Origin of the sequence: Sorangium sp. So ce887, from assembly GCF_051521455.1 — a bacterium.
Lineage (GTDB): Bacteria > Myxococcota_A > Polyangia > Polyangiales > Polyangiaceae > Sorangium.
The window spans coordinates 2,294,634-2,316,456 of record NZ_CP150354.1 but is presented as its reverse complement, the minus strand read 5'-3'; the positions used below and the strand labels follow the sequence as shown (position 1 = coordinate 2,316,456).

The 21,823-nt window shown below is 71.0% G+C and carries 20 protein-coding genes; 5 read left to right on the top strand and 15 right to left on the bottom strand.

The window, feature by feature from the left end; translation table 11 throughout:
• Positions 1-215: 215 nt before the first annotated feature.
• The 4 genes from WMF36_RS08695 to WMF36_RS08680 all read right to left on the bottom strand — a co-directional run bounded on the left by WMF36_RS08695 (position 216) and on the right by WMF36_RS08680 (position 3,616).
• On the bottom strand, positions 216-1,571 hold the full coding sequence (locus WMF36_RS08695) for a sigma-54-dependent transcriptional regulator (protein ID WP_437579150.1): 1,356 nt from the start codon (positions 1,569-1,571) through the stop codon (positions 216-218).
• Between the two features lie 207 nt (positions 1,572-1,778).
• On the bottom strand, positions 1,779-2,249 hold the full coding sequence (gene bfr / locus WMF36_RS08690) for a bacterioferritin (protein WP_437579149.1): 471 nt from the start codon (positions 2,247-2,249) through the stop codon (positions 1,779-1,781).
• A gap of 187 nt (positions 2,250-2,436) precedes the next feature.
• Complete coding sequence (locus tag WMF36_RS08685; protein ID WP_437579148.1) at positions 2,437-2,661, bottom strand: (2Fe-2S)-binding protein; 225 nt, start codon at positions 2,659-2,661, stop codon at positions 2,437-2,439.
• A 190-nt stretch (positions 2,662-2,851) separates the two neighbouring features.
• Positions 2,852-3,616, bottom strand: a complete 765-nt coding sequence (locus WMF36_RS08680; RefSeq protein WP_437579147.1) for an SDR family oxidoreductase — start codon at positions 3,614-3,616, stop codon at positions 2,852-2,854.
• Between the two features lie 160 nt (positions 3,617-3,776).
• Here WMF36_RS08680 and WMF36_RS08675 point away from each other — a divergent pair, with 160 nt between their 5' ends.
• Entirely contained in the window at positions 3,777-4,199 is a 423-nt protein-coding gene (locus WMF36_RS08675) for a hypothetical protein (RefSeq protein WP_437579146.1), read from the top strand.
• A gap of 46 nt (positions 4,200-4,245) precedes the next feature.
• On the opposite strand, the gene WMF36_RS08670 is transcribed toward WMF36_RS08675, so the two are convergent.
• From WMF36_RS08670 to WMF36_RS08660, 3 genes are read right to left on the bottom strand one after another with little or no spacing between them, the layout of a single operon-like run.
• The gene (locus tag WMF36_RS08670) at positions 4,246-4,914 is read right to left on the bottom strand and encodes a sigma-70 family RNA polymerase sigma factor (RefSeq protein WP_437579145.1); all 669 of its coding nucleotides are present in this window, start codon (positions 4,912-4,914) and stop codon (positions 4,246-4,248) included.
• Positions 4,915-4,916: 2 nt separating this feature from the next.
• The gene (locus WMF36_RS08665) at positions 4,917-5,159 is read right to left on the bottom strand and encodes a hypothetical protein (RefSeq protein WP_437579144.1); all 243 of its coding nucleotides are present in this window, start codon (positions 5,157-5,159) and stop codon (positions 4,917-4,919) included.
• Positions 5,160-5,218: 59 nt separating this feature from the next.
• Complete coding sequence (locus WMF36_RS08660) at positions 5,219-5,704, bottom strand: hypothetical protein (protein ID WP_437579143.1); 486 nt, start codon at positions 5,702-5,704, stop codon at positions 5,219-5,221.
• A 231-nt stretch (positions 5,705-5,935) separates the two neighbouring features.
• Here WMF36_RS08660 and ftsH point away from each other — a divergent pair, with 231 nt between their 5' ends.
• Positions 5,936-7,756, top strand: coding sequence for an ATP-dependent zinc metalloprotease FtsH (gene ftsH, locus WMF36_RS08655; RefSeq protein WP_437579142.1), 1,821 nt, complete (start codon positions 5,936-5,938; stop codon positions 7,754-7,756).
• A gap of 22 nt (positions 7,757-7,778) precedes the next feature.
• On the opposite strand, the gene lepB is transcribed toward ftsH, so the two are convergent.
• Complete coding sequence (gene lepB, locus WMF36_RS08650) at positions 7,779-8,513, bottom strand: signal peptidase I (RefSeq protein ID WP_437579141.1); 735 nt, start codon at positions 8,511-8,513, stop codon at positions 7,779-7,781.
• Between the two features lie 47 nt (positions 8,514-8,560).
• Between lepB and WMF36_RS08645 the strand changes: the two genes are divergently transcribed.
• The 3 genes from WMF36_RS08645 (at position 8,561) to WMF36_RS08635 (ending at position 12,799) form a co-directional block, all read left to right on the top strand.
• Positions 8,561-9,406 (top strand): shikimate dehydrogenase, encoded by an 846-nt coding sequence (locus WMF36_RS08645; RefSeq protein WP_437579140.1) that lies wholly within the window; start codon positions 8,561-8,563, stop codon positions 9,404-9,406.
• A gap of 144 nt (positions 9,407-9,550) precedes the next feature.
• Complete coding sequence (locus WMF36_RS08640; protein WP_437579138.1) at positions 9,551-10,594, top strand: arginine N-succinyltransferase; 1,044 nt, start codon at positions 9,551-9,553, stop codon at positions 10,592-10,594.
• A gap of 120 nt (positions 10,595-10,714) precedes the next feature.
• Positions 10,715-12,799: an FAD-dependent oxidoreductase gene (locus tag WMF36_RS08635; RefSeq protein WP_437579137.1), complete on the top strand. Its 2,085-nt coding sequence runs from the start codon at positions 10,715-10,717 to the stop codon at positions 12,797-12,799.
• Here WMF36_RS08635 and WMF36_RS08630 read toward each other — a convergent pair.
• From WMF36_RS08630 to WMF36_RS08600, 7 genes are all read right to left on the bottom strand, one after another.
• Entirely contained in the window at positions 12,788-13,522 is a 735-nt protein-coding gene (locus WMF36_RS08630) for an ABC transporter ATP-binding protein (protein ID WP_437579136.1), read from the bottom strand. The genes WMF36_RS08635 and WMF36_RS08630 overlap by 12 nt on opposite strands.
• A gap of 7 nt (positions 13,523-13,529) precedes the next feature.
• A complete protein-coding gene (locus WMF36_RS08625; RefSeq protein WP_437579135.1) occupies positions 13,530-15,695 on the bottom strand; it encodes an FtsX-like permease family protein in 2,166 nt (721 codons plus the stop codon).
• Complete coding sequence (gene lysS, locus WMF36_RS08620; protein WP_437581870.1) at positions 15,692-17,317, bottom strand: lysine--tRNA ligase; 1,626 nt, start codon at positions 17,315-17,317, stop codon at positions 15,692-15,694. The genes WMF36_RS08625 and lysS overlap by 4 nt, the downstream gene beginning before the upstream one ends.
• Positions 17,318-17,400: 83 nt before the next feature.
• Positions 17,401-18,544 (bottom strand): peptide chain release factor 2 gene (prfB, locus tag WMF36_RS08615; RefSeq protein WP_437579134.1). Its coding sequence is split into 2 segments (ribosomal slippage): positions 17,401-18,474 and positions 18,476-18,544, totalling 1,143 coding nucleotides; the frame shifts between segments, so codons are not numbered across the junction.
• A gap of 208 nt (positions 18,545-18,752) precedes the next feature.
• Positions 18,753-19,172: a hypothetical protein gene (locus WMF36_RS08610; RefSeq protein ID WP_437579133.1), complete on the bottom strand. Its 420-nt coding sequence runs from the start codon at positions 19,170-19,172 to the stop codon at positions 18,753-18,755.
• A gap of 262 nt (positions 19,173-19,434) precedes the next feature.
• Positions 19,435-19,962, bottom strand: a complete 528-nt coding sequence (locus tag WMF36_RS08605) for a hypothetical protein (RefSeq protein ID WP_437579132.1) — start codon at positions 19,960-19,962, stop codon at positions 19,435-19,437.
• A 73-nt stretch (positions 19,963-20,035) separates the two neighbouring features.
• Positions 20,036-21,745 carry a DUF885 domain-containing protein gene (locus WMF36_RS08600; protein WP_437579131.1) on the bottom strand — a complete coding sequence of 570 codons (1,710 nt, stop codon included), beginning with the start codon at positions 21,743-21,745 and terminating at the stop codon, positions 20,036-20,038.
• Positions 21,746-21,823 lie beyond the last annotated feature (78 nt).

Sequence of the window (21,823 nt, the reverse complement as noted above, 5' to 3'; positions counted from 1 at the left end):
CAGGGGTGTTGCTCAGCCCGGTCGTACGTGCTGGTCGGACCCCGGGCAGGCGCGCGCAGGCGCAGGCCGGCTGAGCCCGGTGAGCAGCAGAGGGCTCCACCAGGTGAGCACAGGCATGCTCGGCCGTGTCTGCCGGCGCCTGCTGTATCCCGAGGGAACGCCCTGCCGAGCCGGGTCGTCAGGAACGGCGGAGGGCCGGCTGAGGAGGCGCCGGCTCAGCCCGGGGGGTACGTGATCGCCAGGCGGGTCATCTTGCGCCACAGGGTGGTCGCGCTGATCCCGAGCACCTCGGCGGCGCGCTCCCGGCTGCCGTCGCACTCCCGCAGCGCGGCCTCGATCGCCTGGCGCTCGGCGCAGTCGACAACGTCGGCGAGCAGCCTGCCGCCGCCTTCGGGCGCCCGCGTGGGCAGCAACGAGGCGGGCAGTACGTCGTCGACGCTGATGACGCCGCCGCCCGAGAGCGCCACCGCCTGCTCCACCATGTTCTCGAGCTCGCGAATGTTGCCCGGGAAGTCGTACTGCGTCAGCGCCTCGACGACGCCGTCCGCGGCGCGCGCGCGACAGGTCATCTTCCGGTTGTACTTCTCCAGGAAGAACTCCCAGAGGATCGGGATGTCCTCGCGCCTCGAGCGCAGCGGCGGGAGCACGAAGCGCGCGACGTTCAGCCGGTAATAGAGGTCCTGGCGGAACCGCTTCTCCGAGACCGCGGCCAGGAGCTCCTGGTTCGTCGCGGCGATGATGCGCACGTCGACGTTGATGGGCTTGTTCTCGCCCACCCGGCGGATCTCGTTCTCCTGGATCGCGCGGAGCAGCTTCGCCTGGAAGGTGAGCGGGGTCTCGGCGATCTCGTCGAAGAAGAACGTGCCCCCGTCGGCCTCCTCGAACAGCCCCTTCCTCGCCGAGATCGCGCCCGTGAACGAGCCGCGCGCGTGGCCGAACAGCTCGCTCTCGAGGAGCGTCTCGCTGATGGCGGCGCAGTTCACCGGGACGAACGGGCGATCCGCGCGCTTGCTGTTGGCGTGGATGGCCTTGGCGACCAGCTCCTTGCCGGTGCCGCTCTCGCCGGTGATGAGCACCGTCGCGTCGGTCGGCGCGACCTTCACGATCCGGCCCAGCACCTCGCGGACCGCCTGCGAGCGGCCCACGATGTTCTCGAACCGGTAGCGCTCCTTGAACTCGCTGGCGAGCAGCTGCACCTCCCCGGTGAGCTTCCGGTTCTGGATCGCGCGCTCCACCTTCACGAGCAGCTCCTGCTCCGAGAACGGCTTCTGGATGTAGTCGAACGCGCCGAGCCGCATCGCCTCGACCGCGCTCTCGATGGTGCCGTACGCGGTCATCACGATGACCTCGGTGTTCGCGTTCGACTCCTTCACCGCGCGCAGGACGCCGATGCCGTCGAAGCCGCCCATCCGCAGGTCGGTGAGCACGGCGTCGTACGCGCCCTTGGCGCCCAGGTCGGCTCCCTGGCTGCCGTCGGCCGCTTCATCGACCTCGTACCCCGCGCCACGCAGCATCATCGCGAGCGTGGTCCGCATGTTCCGCTGGTCATCGACGACAAGAATCTTCGACATGGATTTCCCCCGCCGCGCTCATCCTCCTCGCGGGACGGGCGCGGCGCGACGAGCACGACCGACGCGCCGAGCTGGCGCGTAACCGCGCGAGCGCGGTCGTCCGCGGCGTCTTGGACATGCGTCCAGCGTATCGTACGTCAAGCGCGGCCCCCGCCGCCAGGAGGCGCGCGGGGTGCGCCGTCGGCGCGGGGCGAGCCCCACCCTACCCTACTCGCGGATCTGCTGGGACAGGTAGGCCGTCTCGCCAAGCTTCTCGATCAGACCGATTTGCGTCTCGAGCCAGTCGATGTGCTCCTCCTCGGACTCGAGGATCTTGGCGAGGAGCTCCTCGGAGGTGCGATCTCCCTTGTCGCGGCAGAGGACGATCGCCGCGTTGAGCCGCTTGACCGCCTGGTACTCGAGCTGAAGGTCGCTCTTGAGCTGCTCCGGCACGGTCTGCCCGATGTGAAGGGTGTCCAGGCGCTGCAGGTTGGGCAGCCCCTCCAGGAAGAGGATGCGATCGATGATCGCGTCGGCGTGCTTCATCTCGTCGATCGACTCGGCGCGGCCGTGCGCAGCGAGCGTGACGAAGCCCCAGTGCGCGCACATCTTCGCGTGCAGGAAGTACTGGTTGATGGCGACGAGCTCTCCCGCGAGCACCTCGTTCAACACGTCGACGATGTCTTTCGCACCCTTCATCGGACCCTCTCGCGCTCGTGCCTGTCGTGCTCGCCCCGCCTCTGCAGGCAAGGGTGCGCCGGCTGGAGCGCCAGCGCCCAGGTCAAATGCGCAAGGTCAGCGGAAGTGCGCAAGAAATTTCTAAGAAAACGGGCGGCGGCCCCCGCCGGCTCCAGGAAATCGGAGCGCAGCGGGGCGATCCCGAGAATCAGGCGGCGCTGGAGACCGGCGCCATCGCCAGGCGGCGCGGCGCGGCGACGGGCGGGGAGGCGCCCTCGTCATCACCGATGAGCTTGGCGATCGTGGGCTGGCAGGAGCCGCACCGCGTACCGGCGCCCGTGCACTCCATCACCTCTGCCACGGAACAAGCCCCCTCGTTCATCGCTTCGCGAATCTCTCGATCACAGACGCCCATGCAGAGGCAGACGTACATGCAGACCCCCGGCTCCGTTAACGGGTAGATTGATATTGAACATAGCTTTCAATATCGACGCGTCAAGCGAGAATGTTTCGTGGGCGGATCGCCGGGGTGGCTCGTGGTCCGGAGCGGGGCGAGAACGCAGGGACGCGGTGGGTACGCAGGGACGCGGTGGGTACGCAGGGACGCGGACGCCGCCGCGGCGTCACATCGTGAGGCCGCCGTCGACGTCGATGCAGCGGCCGTTGAAGTACTCGCACTCGATCACGAAGCGCACGGCCTGCCAGATGTCCTCGGGCACGCCGATGCGGCCGACCGGGATCATGGCGACCAGGGCGTCGCGCGCCTTCTGGTGCATGCCCTGCGTCATGGGGGTCTCGATCATGCCGGGCGCGACCGCGCCGACGCGGATGCCGAACGGCGCGAACTCGAGCGCCCACGTCTTCGTGTTCGCCGCGAGCGCGCTCTTCGCGGCGGTGTAGTTCGACTGACCGCGGTTGCCGTGGCGCGCGATGGAGCTGATGTTGACGATGACGCCCTTCTGCTCGGTCTCGACCATCTTCGCGACGACCTCGCGGACCATGAGCGTGGCGCCCGTCAGGTTGACGTCGATGACGGCCTGCCACTGCGCCGCGCTCAGCTTGACGACCGCGCCCGTCTGGCGGTCCTTCTTGACCAGGAGGCCGTCCCGCAGGATGCCGGCGTTGTTCACGAGGCCGTTCAGGCCGCCCATCGCCCCGTGCGCGAAGCGGACGAACGCCTCGACCTCCGCCTCCACCGCCACGTTGAAGGGCCGCGCGTGGATCTTCCCGGGGAGCCCCTGGCTCGCCTCGACCAGCGACGCGAGCCCCTCCTCGTTCACGTCGCCCGCGGCGACCTGGCCCCCGAGCTCCGCGAGCCGCAGCGCATAGTGACGACCCAGCCCCTGGGCGGCGCCTGTGACGACAAACCTCGTGTCCTCGAGTCGCATGATCGCATTCCTCCAGGGATCGCTCCCGACCGGTGTCTCGAAGGCGCGTCTACCACGGCGCTGCCACGAGGCGGCGGTCGACCCCGCGGCGCGCCGCGCTCCCCCCGCGCCGCGCGCGGTAGCCGCTTGCGCCGGGTCGCATCGATGTTATTCAGCGCCCATGAGGTCGATCGCACTCGCCGCCGCCGTGTGCGCCGGCACCCTGACGCTCGCACCGGCCTGTAACCGCGCGCCCCCCGTCCCCGAAACCTCCGACCCGACCGGCAAGGATCTGGTCGTCGGCGCCGTGGTCGCGGCCACCGAGAAGGTCGGAGGGATCCGCATCTACAAGATCGTCGAAGTGGAGGACCTGCCCCCGCCGTTCGGGCGAGACCTGCACATGATCGCCTACGATCCCAAGGTGCAGACCTTCCAGGAGGCCGCGGAGCTCCGCCGCAAAGGAGAGCTGACCGTCGCGATGGACCACCTGATGGTCCGGCTCGTGAACTTCATGCCGCGCGACCACCGCGTGATCAGCAACGAGCCGGTCAGCGACGACGAGCGGGCCCCGTATCTCCGCTCGGTCAAGAGCCAGCAGCGCTGACGGCGGTCCGTCGAAGGGGCGCGACGCGCCCGCGCCTCGGCGCGCGTCAGCGCATGGTGCGGAGCAGCTCGCCCAGCCGCTCGATGGCCTGGGTGTGCAGGCGGCTCGCCCAGCTCTTGCTGATCCCGAGATCCTGCGCGATCTGATCGAAGCGCTCGTCGTCGAAGTAGTGGCGCTCGACGAGGGCGCGCTCGCGCTCGGGGAGCTCGCGCACGGCGTGCCGCACGGCCTGCGCGAGCTCGGCGCGCGAGGCGCGCTCCTCGGGGCTGTCGGCGGCGTCCGGGACCGCGGCGACGTCGCCCTGGGCCGAGAGCAGGCCGAGCGCCATCGCGGCCGCGTGCCCGGCGAGCAGGCCACCGAGCCGCGCGGCGTAGGCCTCCTGCGTGGCAGGCGCGTCGGCGTCGTCGTCCGCGCCGCGCCCCTCCGCGAACCGCGCCGACGCAGCGAGCGCGCTGGCCCGCGCGGCCGCGGATCGCCAGCGCGTCTCCCGCCGGATGCCGTCGAAGATCGCCCAGCGGATCTTCCTCTTGGCGTACGCCTCGAACGTGGATCGGCTTGGATCGTGCGTCCGCACCACATCGAGCAGCGCCGGGTGCCCGAGCGCGACGAGGTCCTCGACCGGGATGCGGCGGCCCAGACGGCGCGCGATGCGCTTCGCGACGAGCCGGAGCAGGTCGAGTCCCTCGGCGACCAGCCGGTCTTCCGCAGTGCGCACCGCTAACCCGCCTTGGCGCGCCCCGCTGCGCCGAGCACCCCGAAAGCCCGCTCGCCGCTCTCGTCGACCTCGCGCGGTTGCGCGCGCCGGAGGAGGCGGATCGCCTCCTCGTCGTGCAGCAAGACCTCCGCGAGCTGCTCGCGCATCCACGCGACCTCTTGCGCCGGCAGGCGACCCACGTAAGGCGCCACGGCGGCGTCGACCTGAGCGGCGATCCAGGGGTCGTCGAGGGGCGAAACGTCCATGCGGGGCCACATTATATCTGCATCGAGCGCGCCGTCATCCGGCGCGCGCCGCGGAGGCGTCACTTGGCCGGCGGCGGCGCGTTGAGGCAGGCCTCGAACGCCCTGACGCTCCGCGCGTCGAACGCGCACTTGAGCGACCTCGGGTCCACGTGCTTGCCGACGTTCTGCTCGCACGCCTGCGCATACTGCTCCCCGAGGGTGGCCGCGACGGCGTCGATCTTCTTCTCGGTCTCGCCCCGCTGCTCCGGCGTCAGCTTGGCGCTCAGCGCCGCGACCTGCTCGGTGCGCGTGAGCGCCGTGAGCTGCTTGCCGAGATCCACGCAGTCGCCATGCATGAGCGCATAGTCGTCGGGCACCGAGCCGTCGCGCCGCGGCGCCGCCGGCGCTGCGGACGGCGGCGTCGCAGCGGGCTCCGCCTCCGGCGCCTCGACGCCCAGGGCGGCCTCCGGCGTGGGCTCGGCGCCCGGCGCGGGCTCCTCCGGCCGCGCGGGCTCGGGCTGCTCGGCCGGAGGTGGCGGAGCCCCGCCGCACCCGAACAGCAACATCGTCAACGGACCCGTGATCAAGAAAAGAGCTCTCCCCATGCGACCAGGGTTGATCGGTTCGTGCCGTGCGTCCATGCCGCGCCGGGCGCGCTCGGCGCGGCTCATGGGTCGAGCCCTCCCACGGCTCGCCTCCGACGGTGCACTGGCCGCCTTGGCAGGCTCCGTGCAGGGCGCACCGTGGCGACGGGTCGTGCCTGCGGGCGACGTCCCCTGTCCGCGCGGAGGCGAGCCATGCGGTCGCTCTGGATTGTTCTCGTCCTGGTGCTCGGCTCGGCGCTGCTGCTTCAGGTGGTGGTGGCGTCCGACAGCCGCATTCCGTACGCGCGCTTCCGCTCGCTCGCGGAGAGCGGAGAGCTCGCCGAGGTCGAGATCCGGGACGGCGTGTACATCGGGCGAACGGCGCCCAGCCTGAGCGCGAGCGCGCCGCGGAGCTACCGCACGGGGCGCATCGAGCCGACCGAGAAGGATCTGCTCGCCGACCTCGACCGGCGCGGAATCCCGTACACGCGCGTCGCGGACGAGCGGGGGCTGCTGCCGTACCTCTGGCTGGCGCTGCCGCTCGCCGCGCTGGTCGCGATGGTCCACCTGGTGTCGCGGCGGGCGGCGGCGGCAGGGAACGTGTCGAGCGCCGCGACCGCGTTCGGCAAGAACAAGGCACGGCTCTACGAGGAGCGGGGGGCGACGGCGACGTTCCGCGACGTCGCGGGCAGCGCCGAGGCGAAGACCGAGCTCGGCGAGATCGTCGACTTCCTCAAGGCGCCCGAGCGCTACGAGAAGCTCGGCGGCCGGATGCCCAGGGGGGTGCTCCTGGTGGGGCCGCCCGGCACGGGCAAGACGCTGCTGGCGCGGGCGATCGCGGGAGAGGCGAGCGTCCCCTTCTTCAGCGCGTGCGGGTCGGAGTTCGTGGAGATGTTCGTCGGCGTCGGCGCCGCGCGCGTGCGCGACCTCTTCTCCCAGGCGCGCGAGAAGGGGACCTGCCTCGTGTTCATCGACGAGCTCGACGCGGTCGGCAAGGCCCGCGGCATCGGCGGCTCCGTCGGCGGCCATGACGAGCGCGAGCAGACGCTCAACCAGCTCCTGACCGAGATGGACGGGTTCGACGCGCGCACGGCGATGATCGTGCTCGCCGCGACGAACCGCCCCGAGATCCTCGATCCGGCGCTCCTCAGGGCGGGGCGGTTCGACCGCCGGGTGCACGTCGACAGGCCCGACCTCGCCGAGCGGAGGGAGATCCTCGCGGTGCACGGGAGGAAGGTGGTGCTCGATGCGGACGTGGACCTCGACGCCGTGGCCGCGCAGACCGCGGGGCTCGTCGGGGCCGACCTCGCGAACATCGTCAACGAGGCGGCGCTGCTCGCGGCGCGGCGCAGGGCGGCCGCGGTGAGGCAGAGCGACATGGAGGCCGCGATCGAGCGCGGGATCGCGGGGATCGAGCGGCGGGGCCGGCGGCTCGGAGCGCGCGAGAAGCTCGTGGTCGCCTACCACGAGGTGGGGCACGCGCTGACCGCCACGCTGCTGCCGACGCAGGACCCGGTGCGCAAGGTGTCGATCGTGCCGCGCGGGGCGGGGGCGCTCGGGTACACGATGCAGCAGCCGCGCGAGGACCGTTACCTGTGGAGCCGGCAGGAGATCCTCGACCGGCTCGTCGTGCTGCTCGGCGGGCGCGCCGCCGAGGCGGAGGCCGTCGGAGACCTGTCGACCGGCGCGCAGGACGACCTGCTCAACGCGACGGAGCTCGCGCGCCGCATGGTGCGCGAGCTCGGGATGGGCCAGGGGGTTGGGCTCTCGGCGCTGGAGCCTCGCCGGCCGCTGTCGTTCCTGGGCGAGTCGCGGGGCGCGCCCTCACCGGGCGCGGGGCGGGAGTGCAGCGACGCGACCGCGCGCGAGGTCGACGCGGAGGTCGCGCGGATCCTCGCGGACGCGGAGGCGCGGGCGCGCGCGATGATCCAAGGGCGCCGCGCGACGCTCGAGCGCATCGCCGCGAGGCTGTACGAGGTCGAGACCCTGAGCGGCGACGAGATCAGGGCGATGATGACGAGCGGCGAAGCGTAGGGCCGCGGCGCTCGGTCGACGCTCAGTCGACGCTCAGCAGGGCGCGGGACAGGTCGAAGCCCTCGGCGTCGTGGTGATAGACGACGCTGAGCACGCGGCCGCGGACGAGCTCCCTCGGCACCGCCCCCATCGCCCGGCTGTCGAGCGAGGCGGCGCGGTTGTCGCCCATCACGAAGAGGTGGTCCGGAGGCACGACGACCGGCCCGAACGCGGCGAGGTCGGGCTCGCCCGCCGCGTGCGTGACCGATCCGAGGTGCTCCACCCGCGTGCCGTCCCCGAGCTGCTCGATCGCCTGCGCCGCGCCGTCGACGTACAGCAAGCCTCGCCGGAGCATCACCGTCTGCCCAGGGAGCGCGATCACGCGCTTGACGAGGAGGGTGGAGCCGCCGCGCGGATCCGCGAAGAGCACCACGTCGCCGGCGCTCGGACCGCTGCGCTCGAACAGGTAGCGATCCGTGAGCGGGACGCGGACCCCGTAGGCGACCTTGTCGACAAGGATGCGATCGCCCGGGGCGATCGTCGGCCACATCGAGCCCGTGGGCACATGGTACTGGTCCGCGAGGGTCGAGCGACCCAGCGTGAGGATCACGAGGGCCGCGAGGACCTTGAGGAGGCTCCGGGCGAGCGGCGCGACCGTCCGGTAGGCGCGCCGCGCGAACGCGCGATCGGATCGGGGCACGAACAGGCCGGCCTTGACGGGCTGGAGGCACGCTGTCGCAACCTCCACCGCCGGCCCGGGGGAGCTGGGTTCGCTCATCGCTGGCGGGGCTAGCATCCGCGCTGGAGACAGGCCAGCTTCGCTGCATGCACGGGTGTACTTCGTCGACTGCATCGTTCTCCCAGGATCTAGGCCGCCTCACACTCTGCGGATCAATGTCGCGTCATCCGGTATCGACAGGGGCCGCCATGCACCTCGCCGGCTACCGCGCGCTGGGGATCGAATTTACCTATATCCCTTTTGCGGTGACCGATGTTGAGGGCGCGACGCGCGGGATGCGGGCGCTCGGGATCCGCGGCCTGGGTGTGTCGATGCCCTACAAGCAGGCGGTAATTCCATTGCTGGACGAGATCGATCCCGTCGCCGCGCGGATCGGCGCGGTGAACACCATCGTCAACGACGACGGGCGCCTCCGGGGCTACAATACCGACTGGATCGGCGCGGTGCGGGCGCTCGAGGAGGTGACGCCGCTCGGAGGCGCGCGGGTACTGCTCCTCGGCGCGGGCGGCGCGGCGCGCGCGGTCGCGTTCGGGCTCGCGGAGCGCGGCGCCCGCGTCACGGTCGCGAACCGCGATCTCGAGAAGGCGCGGCAGCTCGCGGCGGCGGTCGGCGGCGCGGCCGCGCCCCTCGACGGGGAGGCGCTCTCGCCCGACCACGACGTCCTCGTCAACGCGACGTCGCGCGGCATGGCCGAGGTCGACCCGCGGAGCCCTGTCCCGGAGGAGGCGTTGCGGGAGGGTCTCCTGGTGATGGACATCGTGTACAAGCCGATGATCACGGAGCTCGTGGAGGCAGCGCGGCGGCGCGGGGCCACCGCCGTTCACGGCGGGAGGATGCTCCTCCACCAGGCAGCAGAGCAGTTCCGGCTCTACACAGGGCGGGAGCCGCCGCTCGACGTCATGGACGAGGCGCTCCGCGCTCAGCTCGGCTGACGCGCGCAGCCCACCGGGCCGACTCCGCTGTCCGGCCCACCGGCGCGGCCCGGCGGCGCGGCACGCGACGACCGCTGTTGTAGGCCTCGAGCGCCGCATCCGGAGCAATGGCCAAGCGCGAGCGCCACGCGTAGGCTTAACCCGATGATCTCGTTTGAAATACGCGCAGCCGTGACCGGCGACGAGGAGCAGCTCCTCTATGTCGCGCGCCACCTGAACTCGGTCAACCTGCCGAACAACCGTGACGCAATCCACGAGATCGTCGCCGAGAGCCACAGGAGCTTCAGCGGGGCGATCCAGGACCCCCGTCTCCGCCAATACGTGTTTGTGCTCGTCGACCGGACGAAGGGCGACAAGGGCATGATCGTCGGCACCTCGATGATCATCGCGCAGCTCGGCCGGCGCGGCATCCCGTACATCTTCTTCGACGTGTTCGACGAGGAGAAGTACTCGGCCACGATCGACAAGCACTTCCATCATACCGTGCTGCGCATCGGCTACTCGTACAACGGCCCCACGGAGATCGGCGGACTCGTGCTCATGCCAGACTACCGGCAGGGGCCCGAGCGGCTCGGCACGATGATCTCGTATGTTCGCTTCCTCTACATGGCCGCTCGCCCCGACCTGTTCCAGGAGGAGATCCTCGCCGAGCTGATGCCCCCGCTCGAGCCGGATGGAACAAGCCACCTCTGGGAAGCGCTCGGGCGCAAGTTCACCGACATGAGCTATGCCGAAGCAGACCTCCTCTCCAAGAAGAACAAGGAGTTCATCAAGGGGCTCTTCCCGGAGGGGACCATCTACGCTTCGCTGCTGCCCGAGGACGCGCAGCGCGTGATCGGAAAGGTGGGGTCGCAGACCCGGGGGGTGGAGAAGCTCCTGCGCCGCATCGGCTTCCGCTACGCCCACAGGGTCGACCCGTTCGACGGGGGGCCGCACTTCACCGCCCGCATGGACGAGATCTCGCTCGTGAGCGACACGCGCCGGGCAAAGGCAGGCCGCCCGTTCGCGCCGAGCCCGTCGGACCCGAAGGGCATCGTCGCGATCGAGCACCCGGACACCCCCTATTTCCGCGCGGTCGCCGCGCACTTCCGCGACGAGGGTGAGCGCGGCCTGGCGATCGCCGAGGACGCCTGGGACCACCTCGCGCTTCAGCCCCGCGCGCCGATCTGGGCCCTGCCCATGCCGTGATCGGCGACGCCTGCGCGCTTCGTCCGGAACGCGCAGGACCGAGCGGGCCGGGCCACCTTGCATTTGACCATTCTGTTGCTACAGAATTAACAGAAACTTTCGCAAGGGGTTCGGACGACCATGACCCTGGGATTGGACCTCGATTTCAGGCGCTGGCCCGCGCTGGAGCGGAGGGGGCGCTGGGCCGGGACGGCGCAGCAGGCGGAGGGCGGCGCCGAGAGCGCGCCTCGGACAGGGGGCGGCGCGGGTAAGGGGCCCACGCTCTCGGAGCGGGAGCTGCGCATCGCCGCCGCGCTCGCCGAGGCGGCGATGCCGGCCGGCCGCTTCCTCGAGGGCGCCGGCGCGGCGACCGCCACCCGCCTCGCGGCCTGGCTCTCCTCGATCCCGCCGCACCTCGCGCAGGGGCTGCGCGCGGCGCTGTGGGCCATCGAGCTCGCCCCGGTGCCGATGCGGCTCAGGCCGCTGTCGGCGCTGCCGCTCGAGGAGCGGATGGAGGTGCTCCGCAGCTTCGAGCAGAGCCGGGCGCTGGCGCTGCGCTCGCTGCTCCGCGCCGTGCTCACGCCGCTCAGGTTCATCCACTACGACCAGCCCGAGATGTTCGAGCACGTCGGCTGCCGCTACGAGCTGCCCACGGTGCGCGACGAGGCGCCCCGGTGGCTCTCGCAGGTGACGAACGGGCGCGAGGTCGAGGAGGACCTGGAGCTCGAGTGCGAGGTGCTCGTGATCGGCACCGGGGCCGGCGGAGCGGCCGCCGCCTACGAGCTCGCGTCGCGGGGACACGCGGTGCTCATGATCGAGGAGGGCGACTACCACCGCCGCTCGAGCTTCACCGGGCGGCCCGCGCGGGCGTACCGGGAGATGTACCGCGACCACGGGCTCGACATGGCGATCGGCAACGTGGGCATCCCGGTGTTCGCGGGGCGCGCCGTCGGAGGGAGCACCGTGATCAACTCCGGCACCTGCTACAGGGCTCCGGAGAGCACCTTCGCTTCGTGGCGGGGCGGCATGGGGATGCCGGCGGAGTTCTCGTCCGACGGGCTCGCCCCCTACTACGAGCGCGTCGAGCGCATGCTCCAGGTCGCCCCCGCCGATCCGCTGCACCTCGGGGCGATCGGGCCGATCGTCCGGCGCGGCGCGGAGCGGCTCGGCCTCCGCCACGGGGCGCTCCAGCGCAACGCGCCGGAGTGCGATGGGCAGGGGATCTGCTGCTTCGGCTGCCCCACCGGGGCCAAGCGCTCGACCGACGTGAGCTACGTGCCCGAGGCGCTGAAGCGGGGCGCGCAGCTCATCACGGCGGCGCGCGTCAGCACGATCGACATCGTGGCGGGCCGCGCGCGCGGGGCGACGGCTGTGCTCGGCGGCGATGCGAGGGCCGGCGGTCGCGCGCCGAGCGACGCCAGGCGGCGGAGGCCGCGGCTCGTGGTCAGGGCGGAGGCCGTCGTGGTGGCGGGCGGCGCGCTGATGACGCCGCTGCTGCTGCGCCGGAGCGGGGCATGCCTCTCGAGCGGCATGCTGGGGAAGAACCTGTCGATCCACCCGGCGTCGAAGGTGATGGCGCTCTTCGATGAGCGAATCGACCAGTGGCAAGGCATCCCGCAGGGCTACCAGATCGATCACTTCGCCGATGAAGGGCTGATGTTCGAGGGAGGCTCGCTCCCGTTCGACGTCGCCGCGCTGGCCGTGCCCTGGACGGGGCATCGCTACACGGAGCTCATGGAGCGATACCCGCACCTCGCGACCTTCGGGTTCATGATCAAGGACACGAGCCGCGGCGAGGTGAGGCCCGGGCTCGGCGGTACGCCGCTCGTGCTCTACACGATGAACCAGGAGGACGTCGCGAAGATGCAGCGCGGGATCGAGACGCTCTGCGAGGTGTTCCTGGCCGCGGGGGCGCGGCGGGTCCTGCCGCTCGTCGCCGGCTGCGACGAGGTGAACGGCCCCGCGGACCTGGAGCGGCTCAAGGCGCGGCAGATCAAGGCAGGGGACCTCGACGTGGCCGCGTTCCACCCGCTCGGGACGTGCCGTATCGGGGTCGATCCGCGGTCGTCGTGCCTCGGGCCGGACCACCAGGCGCACGACGTCGCCGGCCTCTACGTGTGCGACGGGAGCGCGATCCCGTCGTCGCTCGGCGTGAACCCGCAGATGACCATCATGGCCATGTCGCTGCGCGCAGCCGAGCTCCTGAGCGAGCGCCTATCCGGCTGAGCCGCCGCGGTACCCGGTGGCCGCGGCGCGCTCGCTGCCGATGCGGTCGCTCTCGATGGCCCCGTCGCGCATGGTCACCACGCGCGGCATCGACTCGGCGAAGCTGAGGTTGTGCGTCACCACGACGATCGTGGTGCCGTGCTTGCTGTTCATCTCGAAGAACAGCTGGTGGATCGAGTCGCTCGTCGCGGTATCGAGGTTCCCGGTCGGCTCGTCGGCGAGGAGGAGCTTCGGCGACAGGACGAGCGCCCGCGCCAGGGCCACCCGCTGCTGCTCGCCGCCCGACAGCTCCCCGGGCCGGTGCGTCGCGCGCTCCGCGAGCCCGACCTCGGCGAGCAACGAGCGCGCGAGCGGCTCCATATCGCGGCGGGTCTTCCCCTGGATGAGGCCCGGCATCATCACGTTCTCGACCGCGTTGAACTCGGGGAGCAGGTGGTGGAACTGGAAGACGAAGCCGATCATCCGGTTCCGGATCGCCGCGAGCCTCGAGCTCGGGAGGCCGGTGAGCTCGTCGCTGCCGAGGCGGATGCGACCGCTCGTCGGGAGGTCCAGCGTGCCGATGCAGTGGAGGAACGTGCTCTTGCCGGCCCCGGAGGGGCCCACGAACGCCACGACCTCGCCCTGGTTGATGACGATATCGATGCCGCAGAGCACGTGGAGCTCGCGCCCCATGTGAACGAACGTCTTGCGGAGATCTTCGACGACGACGAGCGGAGTGGACATGGAGGGATTACTCGTAACGGAGCCCGTCGACCGGAGAGAGCTTCGAGGCGGCGCGGGCCGGGTAGAGGGTGGCGATGGTGCAGATGAGCAGCGCCGCCGCCGCGACCATCGCATAGTCGGAGCCGTTCACGTTCACGGGCAGCCGGTCGATGTAATAGACGTCCGGATCGAGCCGGACGCCGAACCAGGACAGGCCCGTGCAGGCGGCGAGCGCGGTGCCGACACCGTAGACGGTGCCGATGGCGCCGATGATGACGCCCTCCAGCATGAACACGCGCATCACCGCGTTGTCCGAGGCGCCGAGCGCCTTCAGGACGGCGATCTCCTTGCCCTTCTCCGTCACCATGAGGAGCAGCGTGCAGACGATGCAGAAGCTCGCGACCGCGATGGCGATGGACAGGATGATGAACGTCGCGATCTTCTCCAGCTTGAGCGCGCTGAAGAGGTTCTTGTTCATCTCCATCCAGTCGCGGACGCGGAGCTTCGGAGGCGGCTTGCCGCCCTCCGGCGGCGCCTCGTCCAGCGCAGCGCTCGCGGCGATCGCCGCCTCGACGGCCGGCCGGACCTCCTGCACCCGCTCGGGATCCGGGACCCGGATGTCGATGTGGGTGATCTTGTCCTCGAGGCTGAAGAACTTCTGCGCCTCTTCCATCAAGACGTACGCGTGCGTGACGTCGTACTCGTACATGCCGCTATAGAAGATCGCCGCGACGCGGAACCTGCGGGAGCGCGGCATCACGCCGGTGGGGCCGAGCTCGCCCATGGGTGACAGGAGGGTCACCTCGTCCCCGACGAGCACGTGGAGCGACTTCGCGAGCTCCCGGCCGATGATGACGCCCGGGTACATGCGCGTCTGCTGCTTCAGGTAGTCGCGCACCGACGGGTCGACGTCCGGCGGCTGGCGGAAGTCCGGCCCCTTGAAGTACGGCTCCCCGCCCGGGCCCCGGCCGATGATCTCCTCGGGGGGCAGGCTCGTCAGCTTCTCGGGATCACGCAGGTAGTCGAAGCTGCCGACCTCGATGTTCTTGGCGAGGTCGATGACCTGTCCGATGGTGTCCGGATCGATGCCGCGGACGAGGGCGCCGGCGGTGTTCGAGGCGCTGGAGCCCATCGCCTCGCCGGCCACGACGGGCGTCGCGGCGGCTCCATAGGGCGCGAGCGCGACGCGCACCTGGGTGAGCTTGTCGTCCCAGTCGCCGAAGCCGCCGGGGCGGCTGACGTCGACGACCATGTGCGCGTTGTTGCCGAGGATCTTGCGCTTCAGGTCGGCGCCGAAGCCGCCCATGATGCTCGTCACCGAGCACAGGGCGCACGAGCTGACGCCGACCCCGGCCATCGACAGGACCGAGATGACCGTGAGGAAGCCGCTCTTCGAGGCGCGCACGTGGCGCGCGCCCACGTAGGGCACGAAGCTCCGGCGCTCGAGCGCGTCGAGGATGATCGGCAGGAGCGCCGAGAGCACGAAGAACAGGAAGATGACGCTCGAGACGAGCGCGGTGAAGCGGATGATCTGATCGGTGGCGTTGACCGACGCGAGCCGCCCCGTGGGCATCCTGGACGTGAGCGACGCGGTGACCCCGAACGTCACGCCCACGAGCGCGCCCCACCACCAGACGAGCGCGCGATACAGCCCCTTGCGGACAGGGCGGCTCCCGGCGACCAGATAGCCCACGCCCACGCCGGACAGGAGGCCTCCGAGGATCCACTTGGAGGTCGGCTGGATGGGCAGGACCGCGCCCCAGAGGACGACGATCGCGAGCGCGGCGAGAAGGGACATCGCGCCGAGCGCCCTGAGCCCCGCGCGGACCCTGGACCCCCTCCTGCCGGAGAGCCACCAGGCGTTATCCGTATCCGTTCCGGCCCGGAACAGCCGGAGGACCCCCCCGAGGATCAGCGCGGCGACGACCTTCGCGATCTTCTCGGAGTTGCTGGAGAAGACGGCGCCGATGAGCGCGAGGCCCTTCGAGTGCCCGCTGGACGTGATGAGCGTGAGCGCGAGCAGGCTGGCGCCCGCGAGCGCGACCACGAGCCCGATGCGCGCGACGACGGGGCGCCGCGGCTCCAGCTCGCCCTTCTTGTCGAAGCGGGTGCTGCCGCGCCATACGAGCAAGAGGACACCCAGCGCCACGGCCGCGAGGAGCGCGACCTGCAAGGGTCTGGAGAGCTCGATCACGCGTCGGTCTCGGGGCGGAGGAGGGGGAACAGGATGACGTCGCGGATCGACGTCGCGCCGGTGAGGAGCATCGCCAGGCGATCGATCCCCATGCCGAAGCCCGCCGTCGGCGGGAGGCCGTGCTCCAGGGCGCGGACGTAGTCGGCGTCGTAATCCATCGTCTCCTCCTCGCCCCGCGACTTCTTGGCGACCTGCGCGCGGAAGCGCGCGTCCTGGTCCTCCGGATCGTTGAGCTCGCTGAAGGCGTTGCAGAGCTCACGGCCCTCGATGAAGAGCTCGAAGCGATCGACCAGCGCAGGATCGCTGTCCTTCTTGCGCGCGAGCGGGGAGACCTCGAAGGGATAGTCGATGATGAAGACGGGGACGCTCTTGTCGCCCGCCTCGGTGCGGTAGTCCTTCGTGAGGAACGGCTCGACCACGTACTCGTAGGCGCAGAAGACGAGCTCCCCGGGCGACTCGCACTTCTTCGCGCCCGAGCGGAAGTTCGTCCAGTCGATCTCGCGCCCGCTCGCCTTCGCGGCCTTCGCCCACTCCTTGATCGGGGCGTCGTCCGCGGCGACGCGCTGCGGGACGTCGGCCGGGAGCCCCGCCTTCGCCAGGGCGCGGGCGATCCCCTCGGCCATGGGGACGCGCGCGAAGCGATCGAGCGAGAACGCGCGCCCGGCCGCCCAGGCGGCGTGCTCGGCCGGGAGGCGCTCGGCGAGGCGGGCGTCGACGTGGCGGAGCATCGCCTCGGTCGCGTCCATCAGGGTCTCGTACGTCGCGTACGCCTGGTAGTACTCGAGCATCGTGAACTCGGGGTTGTGCCGCGTCGACAGCCCCTCGTTCCGGTAGCAGCGCGCGATCTCGTAGACGCGCTCGAAGCCGCCGACCACGAGCCGCTTCAGGAAGAGCTCGGGCGCGATGCGCATGAAGAGCTCGAGGTCGAGCGCGTTGTGGTGGGTCTTGAACGGCTTCGCGGCCGCGCCGCCGACGAGCGTGTGCATCGTCGGGGTCTCGACCTCGAGGAAGCCGCGCGCGTCGAGGAACTCGCGCAGCGCGGCGACGATCGCGCTGCGGGCGCGGAAGACCCCCGCGACGTGCGGGTTGGCGACGAGGTCGACGTACCGCATGCGGTAGCGCGACTCGACGTCCTTGAAGCTCGTCTTGGTCGGCAGCGGGCGGTAGGCCTTCGTGAGCAGCCGGAGGCGCCCTGCGCGGATCGAGAGCTCCCCCTTCTGCGTGGCCATCGCGACGCCGTGGGCCTCGACGAAGTCGCCGAGATCGATCTCCTCCAGCCGCTCGAAATCGGCGAGGCTCCCCTGCTCGCAGATGAGCTGGAGCTCGCCGGTCCGGTCGCGCAGCCGCACGAACGTGACGCCGCCGAACGAGCGCACGAAGAGGACCCGGCCCGCGACGCGGAACGGGAGCGGCTCGACGCGCGCCGGGTCGTAGCGATCCGCGGCGGGCCGGTCCGGCGCCGCGCCCTCCGGCCTGGGCTCGGCCGCGGCCCGCGCCCCGTCGAAGCGGGCGCGGACGGCCGCGAGCTCGACGAGCGGCTCGCCCGCCGTGACGTCGTTGGCGAACGGGTTCTCGCCGCGGGCGCGGAGGCGCGCCGCCTTCGCCTTGCGGGTGGCGATCAGCGTCTCCTCGGCGCGCGCGGCCTCGGCGGCGTCCTTCGCTAGCCGCTCGGTCTTTCTGTCGTTCGGTCTGTCTTTTTGCTGGCTCACAGAGCGTCGTCCTGCGCGACCGAGCCGCCCTTCTTGAGCGAGCCGCCGGCCGCGGCGAGCAGATAAGCCTCGATGAAGCCATCGAGATCGCCGTCGAGGACGGCGTCCACGTCGGTGGCGTCGGTGGAGGTGCGGACGTCCTTGACGAGCCTGTAAGGCGCGAGGACGTAGTTCCTGATCTGGCTGCCGAAGTTGATGGCGCTCTTCCCGGCGTTGTAGGCCTGGACCTCGGCCTCCCGCTTCTGGAGCTCCATCTCGTACAGCTTCGCCTTGAGGACCTTCATCGCCATCGCGCGGTTCTGGTGCTGGCTGCGCTCGGCGCGGCACACGATGTTGAGGCCGGTCGGGAGGTGGCGCAGGCGAACGGCGGTCTCCACCTTGTTCACGTTCTGCCCGCCCTTGCCGCCGGCGCGCATCGTCGTGATCTCGATGTCCTTCTCGTTGACCTGGATGTTGATCTCGTCGTCGCTGTCCGGGGTGACCTCGACGGCGGCGAACGCGGTCTGGCGCGTGTGATCGGCGTTGAACGGGCTCATCCGCACCAGACGGTGGACGCCGGCCTCGGAGCGCAGGTAGCCGTAGGCGGCGTCGCCGGTCACCGTGAAGGTGACGGCGTCGATGCCGGCCTCGTCGCCGTCCTGGTAGTCGATGATCTCCGTCTTGTAGCCCCGGCGCTCGCAGAAGCGCAGGTACATGCGGAGGAGCATGGACGCCCAGTCCTTCGCGTCGGTGCCGCCGGCGCCCGGGTGGATGCTGACGATGGCGTTGCCGCGGTCGGCGGGGCCGGACAGCATGCGATCGAGCTCGACCTTGCGCAGGCGCGCCGCGATGGCGTCGGCCTGCGTGTCGGCGTCGGCGATGACGCCCTCGTCGCCCTCGGCCGCGCCGAGCTCCAGGTACTCCGCGAGATCCTCGATCTCGCGGCCGAGCTTCTGCGCCAGATCGAGCTTCGACTCGACCTGGGTGCGCTTGCGGAGGACGGCTTGGGCCTTTTCCTGATCGTTCCAGAACCCGGGCGACAGCGTCGTCTGGGTCAGATCCTGGAGCATCCGTTCGAGCTTAGGGACGTCAAAGATGCCCCCTTAGCGCCTCAAAGCGCCGTTTGATGTCCAGGACTTTCTCGCGGGTCTCGGAGAGCATGGCCGGGGATCTATTCGATCTTGGCGGCGATCGCCAGGAGAGACCGCCCCGCGCGCGCGGACCGCGGCAGCCCGCGCCGGGGCGCGGTGGCGAGGCCGCGGGTTGACGCAGCGCACGCAGCGCACGCAGCACGGGGGCCGCGATGCACGCCGGCTCAAGCTGGGGTCGGACCGGGGACAGATCTCCGGGCGACGCGGCGGATCGCGGGTCAGATAGGCTGAGCTCTCGACGCCTGGCGCTGCCCCTGAACCGCCTCCCGGATGGTCCTCATGGAGACGGGGGGAGGAGGCGCCGAGCTGCTCAGCGCTCCGTCGAGGTAGCGACCCAGGAGCTCGGTCAAGGCGATGGCGGTGATCGCGTTGGAGAAGAGACCGGCGACCGGGACGAGGCCGAGCGTGAAGTTGGCGAAGAGCCGCACGGCAGCTCCGCCCCAGATGATCTTGCTCACCTGCAGCCACGGAGCCCCGAGGAGCGGCGCGCCCCGCGCCCGCGTCAGCGACACAGAAAAGTAGTAATGAATGGGAACCACGATCAGCTCATCTGCGCCGGGAATGGGCTGCGTGACGAAGCTCGTCACTGCGGTGATGACAGAATACTTGTTGGTCATCCGGCGGATCTTCGGTTCCATCAGCTGTATATACGGCGCGGAGCCAGCCACCGGGAGGCCCGGACGAGCCCGTCCGGCTCGCGGCGCGACGCGCGAAGTCGAGGACGAATCGCGCTCGACCAGAACGAAGCACGGGAGTCGGGGCGCCGCCTTCGAGAGAGAGAGCGACGAAGTGAGATCCGCCGGAGCACGGTAGAACGATCTGCGGCTCGAACCAGAGCGAGCTCCGGAAACACCGTTTCGCGCTCTCCGCGTCCTGGCGGCCTCTCCAGCGCCGCCGGCGCTACGGATCCAGCCCTTCCCTGCAAGCGACCCTGAGCTCGGCGAGCTCGGCGACGAGCGACTCCCGCTCGCTCCGCCACGCCGGAGACGCGTCCTCGGCGTCACGGCGGCGGAGGTGCTCGCGCGCCTCGTCCCAGAGCGGGCGCGGTGGATCCAGCGGGGGCACGCGCCGGCGCACGGCGTCCGTCAGGCGGAGCACGCGCTCGACGCGGGACAGCGCCTCGCCGAGCGGCACCTCGCCGGCCTTGCAGCGCCGGAGCAGGCCGCACTCGTAGCTGCTGCACACGGCGAAGCGCGTCTCGTAGACGGTGCACCTCCGGTCGAGGTGGCAGGGGCACGGCAGCCTGAAGGCGTCGTGGTACTGGTTGCACGCGAGCGGCAGGCGCAGCTTCTCGGCGAGCGGGAGCTCCTGCTCCTCGAGCGGCGCGACGTCGAAGAGCAGCCCCGTGCAGCACAGGCCGCACGCGGTGCACAGGTCCGAGCCGCTCGGCCGCGCCTCGGGGGTCTCGCTCGCGGGGGGAGAGCTCACCCGCCTCGATTGGCACGCTCGCGACCGCGCGTCGAGCCGCGACGCGGGCGGGCGAGGCACGTCCAAGGCGCGCTCAGGTCGCGTCGTCGAGGACGAGCTCGCGCAGGTGGTCGAGCCCGACGGACCCGGAGCCGATCACCTTGGCGTGAAACGCCTTCAGATCGAAGGCCTCGCCCTGCCGGCGCCGCAGCGCCTCGCGCAGCTCCAGGACGACCCGCTCGCCGACCTTGTAGGAGATCGCCTGCCCCGGCCAGCCGAGATAGCGCGTCGCCTCGCTGTGCGCGTGCTCCGGCGCGAGGAAGGCCCGGCGGTGGAGGTACTCGACCGCGGTCTCGTAGCGCCACGGCTCCCCGGCGTGGAGCGGGGCGTGCCGGGGGATCGGCAGCTCGAGGTGCATGCCGATGTCGAGGACGACGCGGTAGGCGCGCGTGAGCTTGCCCGAGAGCATCCCGAGCACGTAGTCGGGGCGCTCGAAATAGCCGAGCTCGTACATCAGCTGCTCGGCATAGAGCGCCCACCCCTCGGCGTAACCGGAGCACGTCACAAGGAAGCGGTGGAGCCGGCTCAGCCGGTCGTCGAGGTGCACCTGAAGCGCGCACTGCAGGTGATGGCCGGGGAATCCCTCGTGGTACGCCGTGGTGATCTCCTCGTAGAGAGGGAACTCCTGCTTCGCGCCAGGGGCGTACCAGACGGTGCCGGGCCGCTTGAAGCCGTCGCTCGGGGGCACGTAGTACGCACCGAGCGCGCCGCCCGGCGGGGCCAGCTTCACCTCGATGTGACGGATGGGCGCGGGGATGTCGAAATGGACGCCGTCGAGCTCGGCGAGCGCCTTCCGCTGGCGCTCGGACATGATCCGGAGAAACTCGTCGGCGCTGTGCGCGCACCGGGCGGGATCGGTCTTGAGCAGCTCGATCACCTCGGGCAACGACGCGCCGGGAAGGATCTCGCCAGCGAGGCGCTCCATCCGGGCCTCGATGTCGTGCACCTCGGACCACCCCCAGGCGTAGGTCTCGATCGGATCGATGCTCGCGCCGAGGAAGCGGCGCGCCAGGCGCAGGTAGCGCTCCTCGCCCACCGCATCCGCGGCGCGCGCGCTCGGCAGGTAGGTCTGCTCCAGGTAGCCAGCGAGCGCCCCGAACGCGGCGCGCGCCCGCTCGGCCCCGGCGGCGAGGCGCGCACGGCCGGCGTCCGTGGCGCAGCCGGAGGCCTCGTAGGCGGCCGGCAACGTGAGGAAGAACGACGCCTCGCCCACCTGATAGCGGGCCTGCTCGATGACGGCGCGCGCCTGGCGGCGCGCGACGACCTGGCCTGCCCGGCGCCCCTCCTCCAGCGACGCCCGGTAGCTGTCGCAGGCCTGCGGGAGGCCTTCGAGGCGCGACGCGATGGCCTCCCAGCCGGCGGCGCTGCGCACGTCCATGAGGTCGAAGACCATCCGGAGGTGCTGGAACGCCGACTCGATGTTGTTGAGGTCGCGCAGGTGTTCGCCGTGGCGGAAATCGTCGAGCCGCTCGTCCAGGTGATCGGCCATCACACGGCGTGCGAGGCGACCCCACCGCGCCTCCGCCCCGCGCCCAGGCGGCGGCAGCGACCGGAGCCTCTCCTGGAAGGACGCGACCGTCGAAGCCCAGGACGCCGCGCCGCTCGGGCTCCAGTCGTTCCAGGCGCCGTCGTCGCAGGGGATGCCCGCCAGGGTGGCATGGGCAGGACATTGTGCGGCGAAGGCGTCGACGAACTCGTCGCTGAGGGCGAAGATCGGATCGCGCGCGTCGTGGTCTTGGCTCACCGCGACAGCATAGGCGGCCACGCCGGGATTTTCTCCGTGCACGCGAGACGATCCGTCGGGTCTTCGTTACGCTTGCTG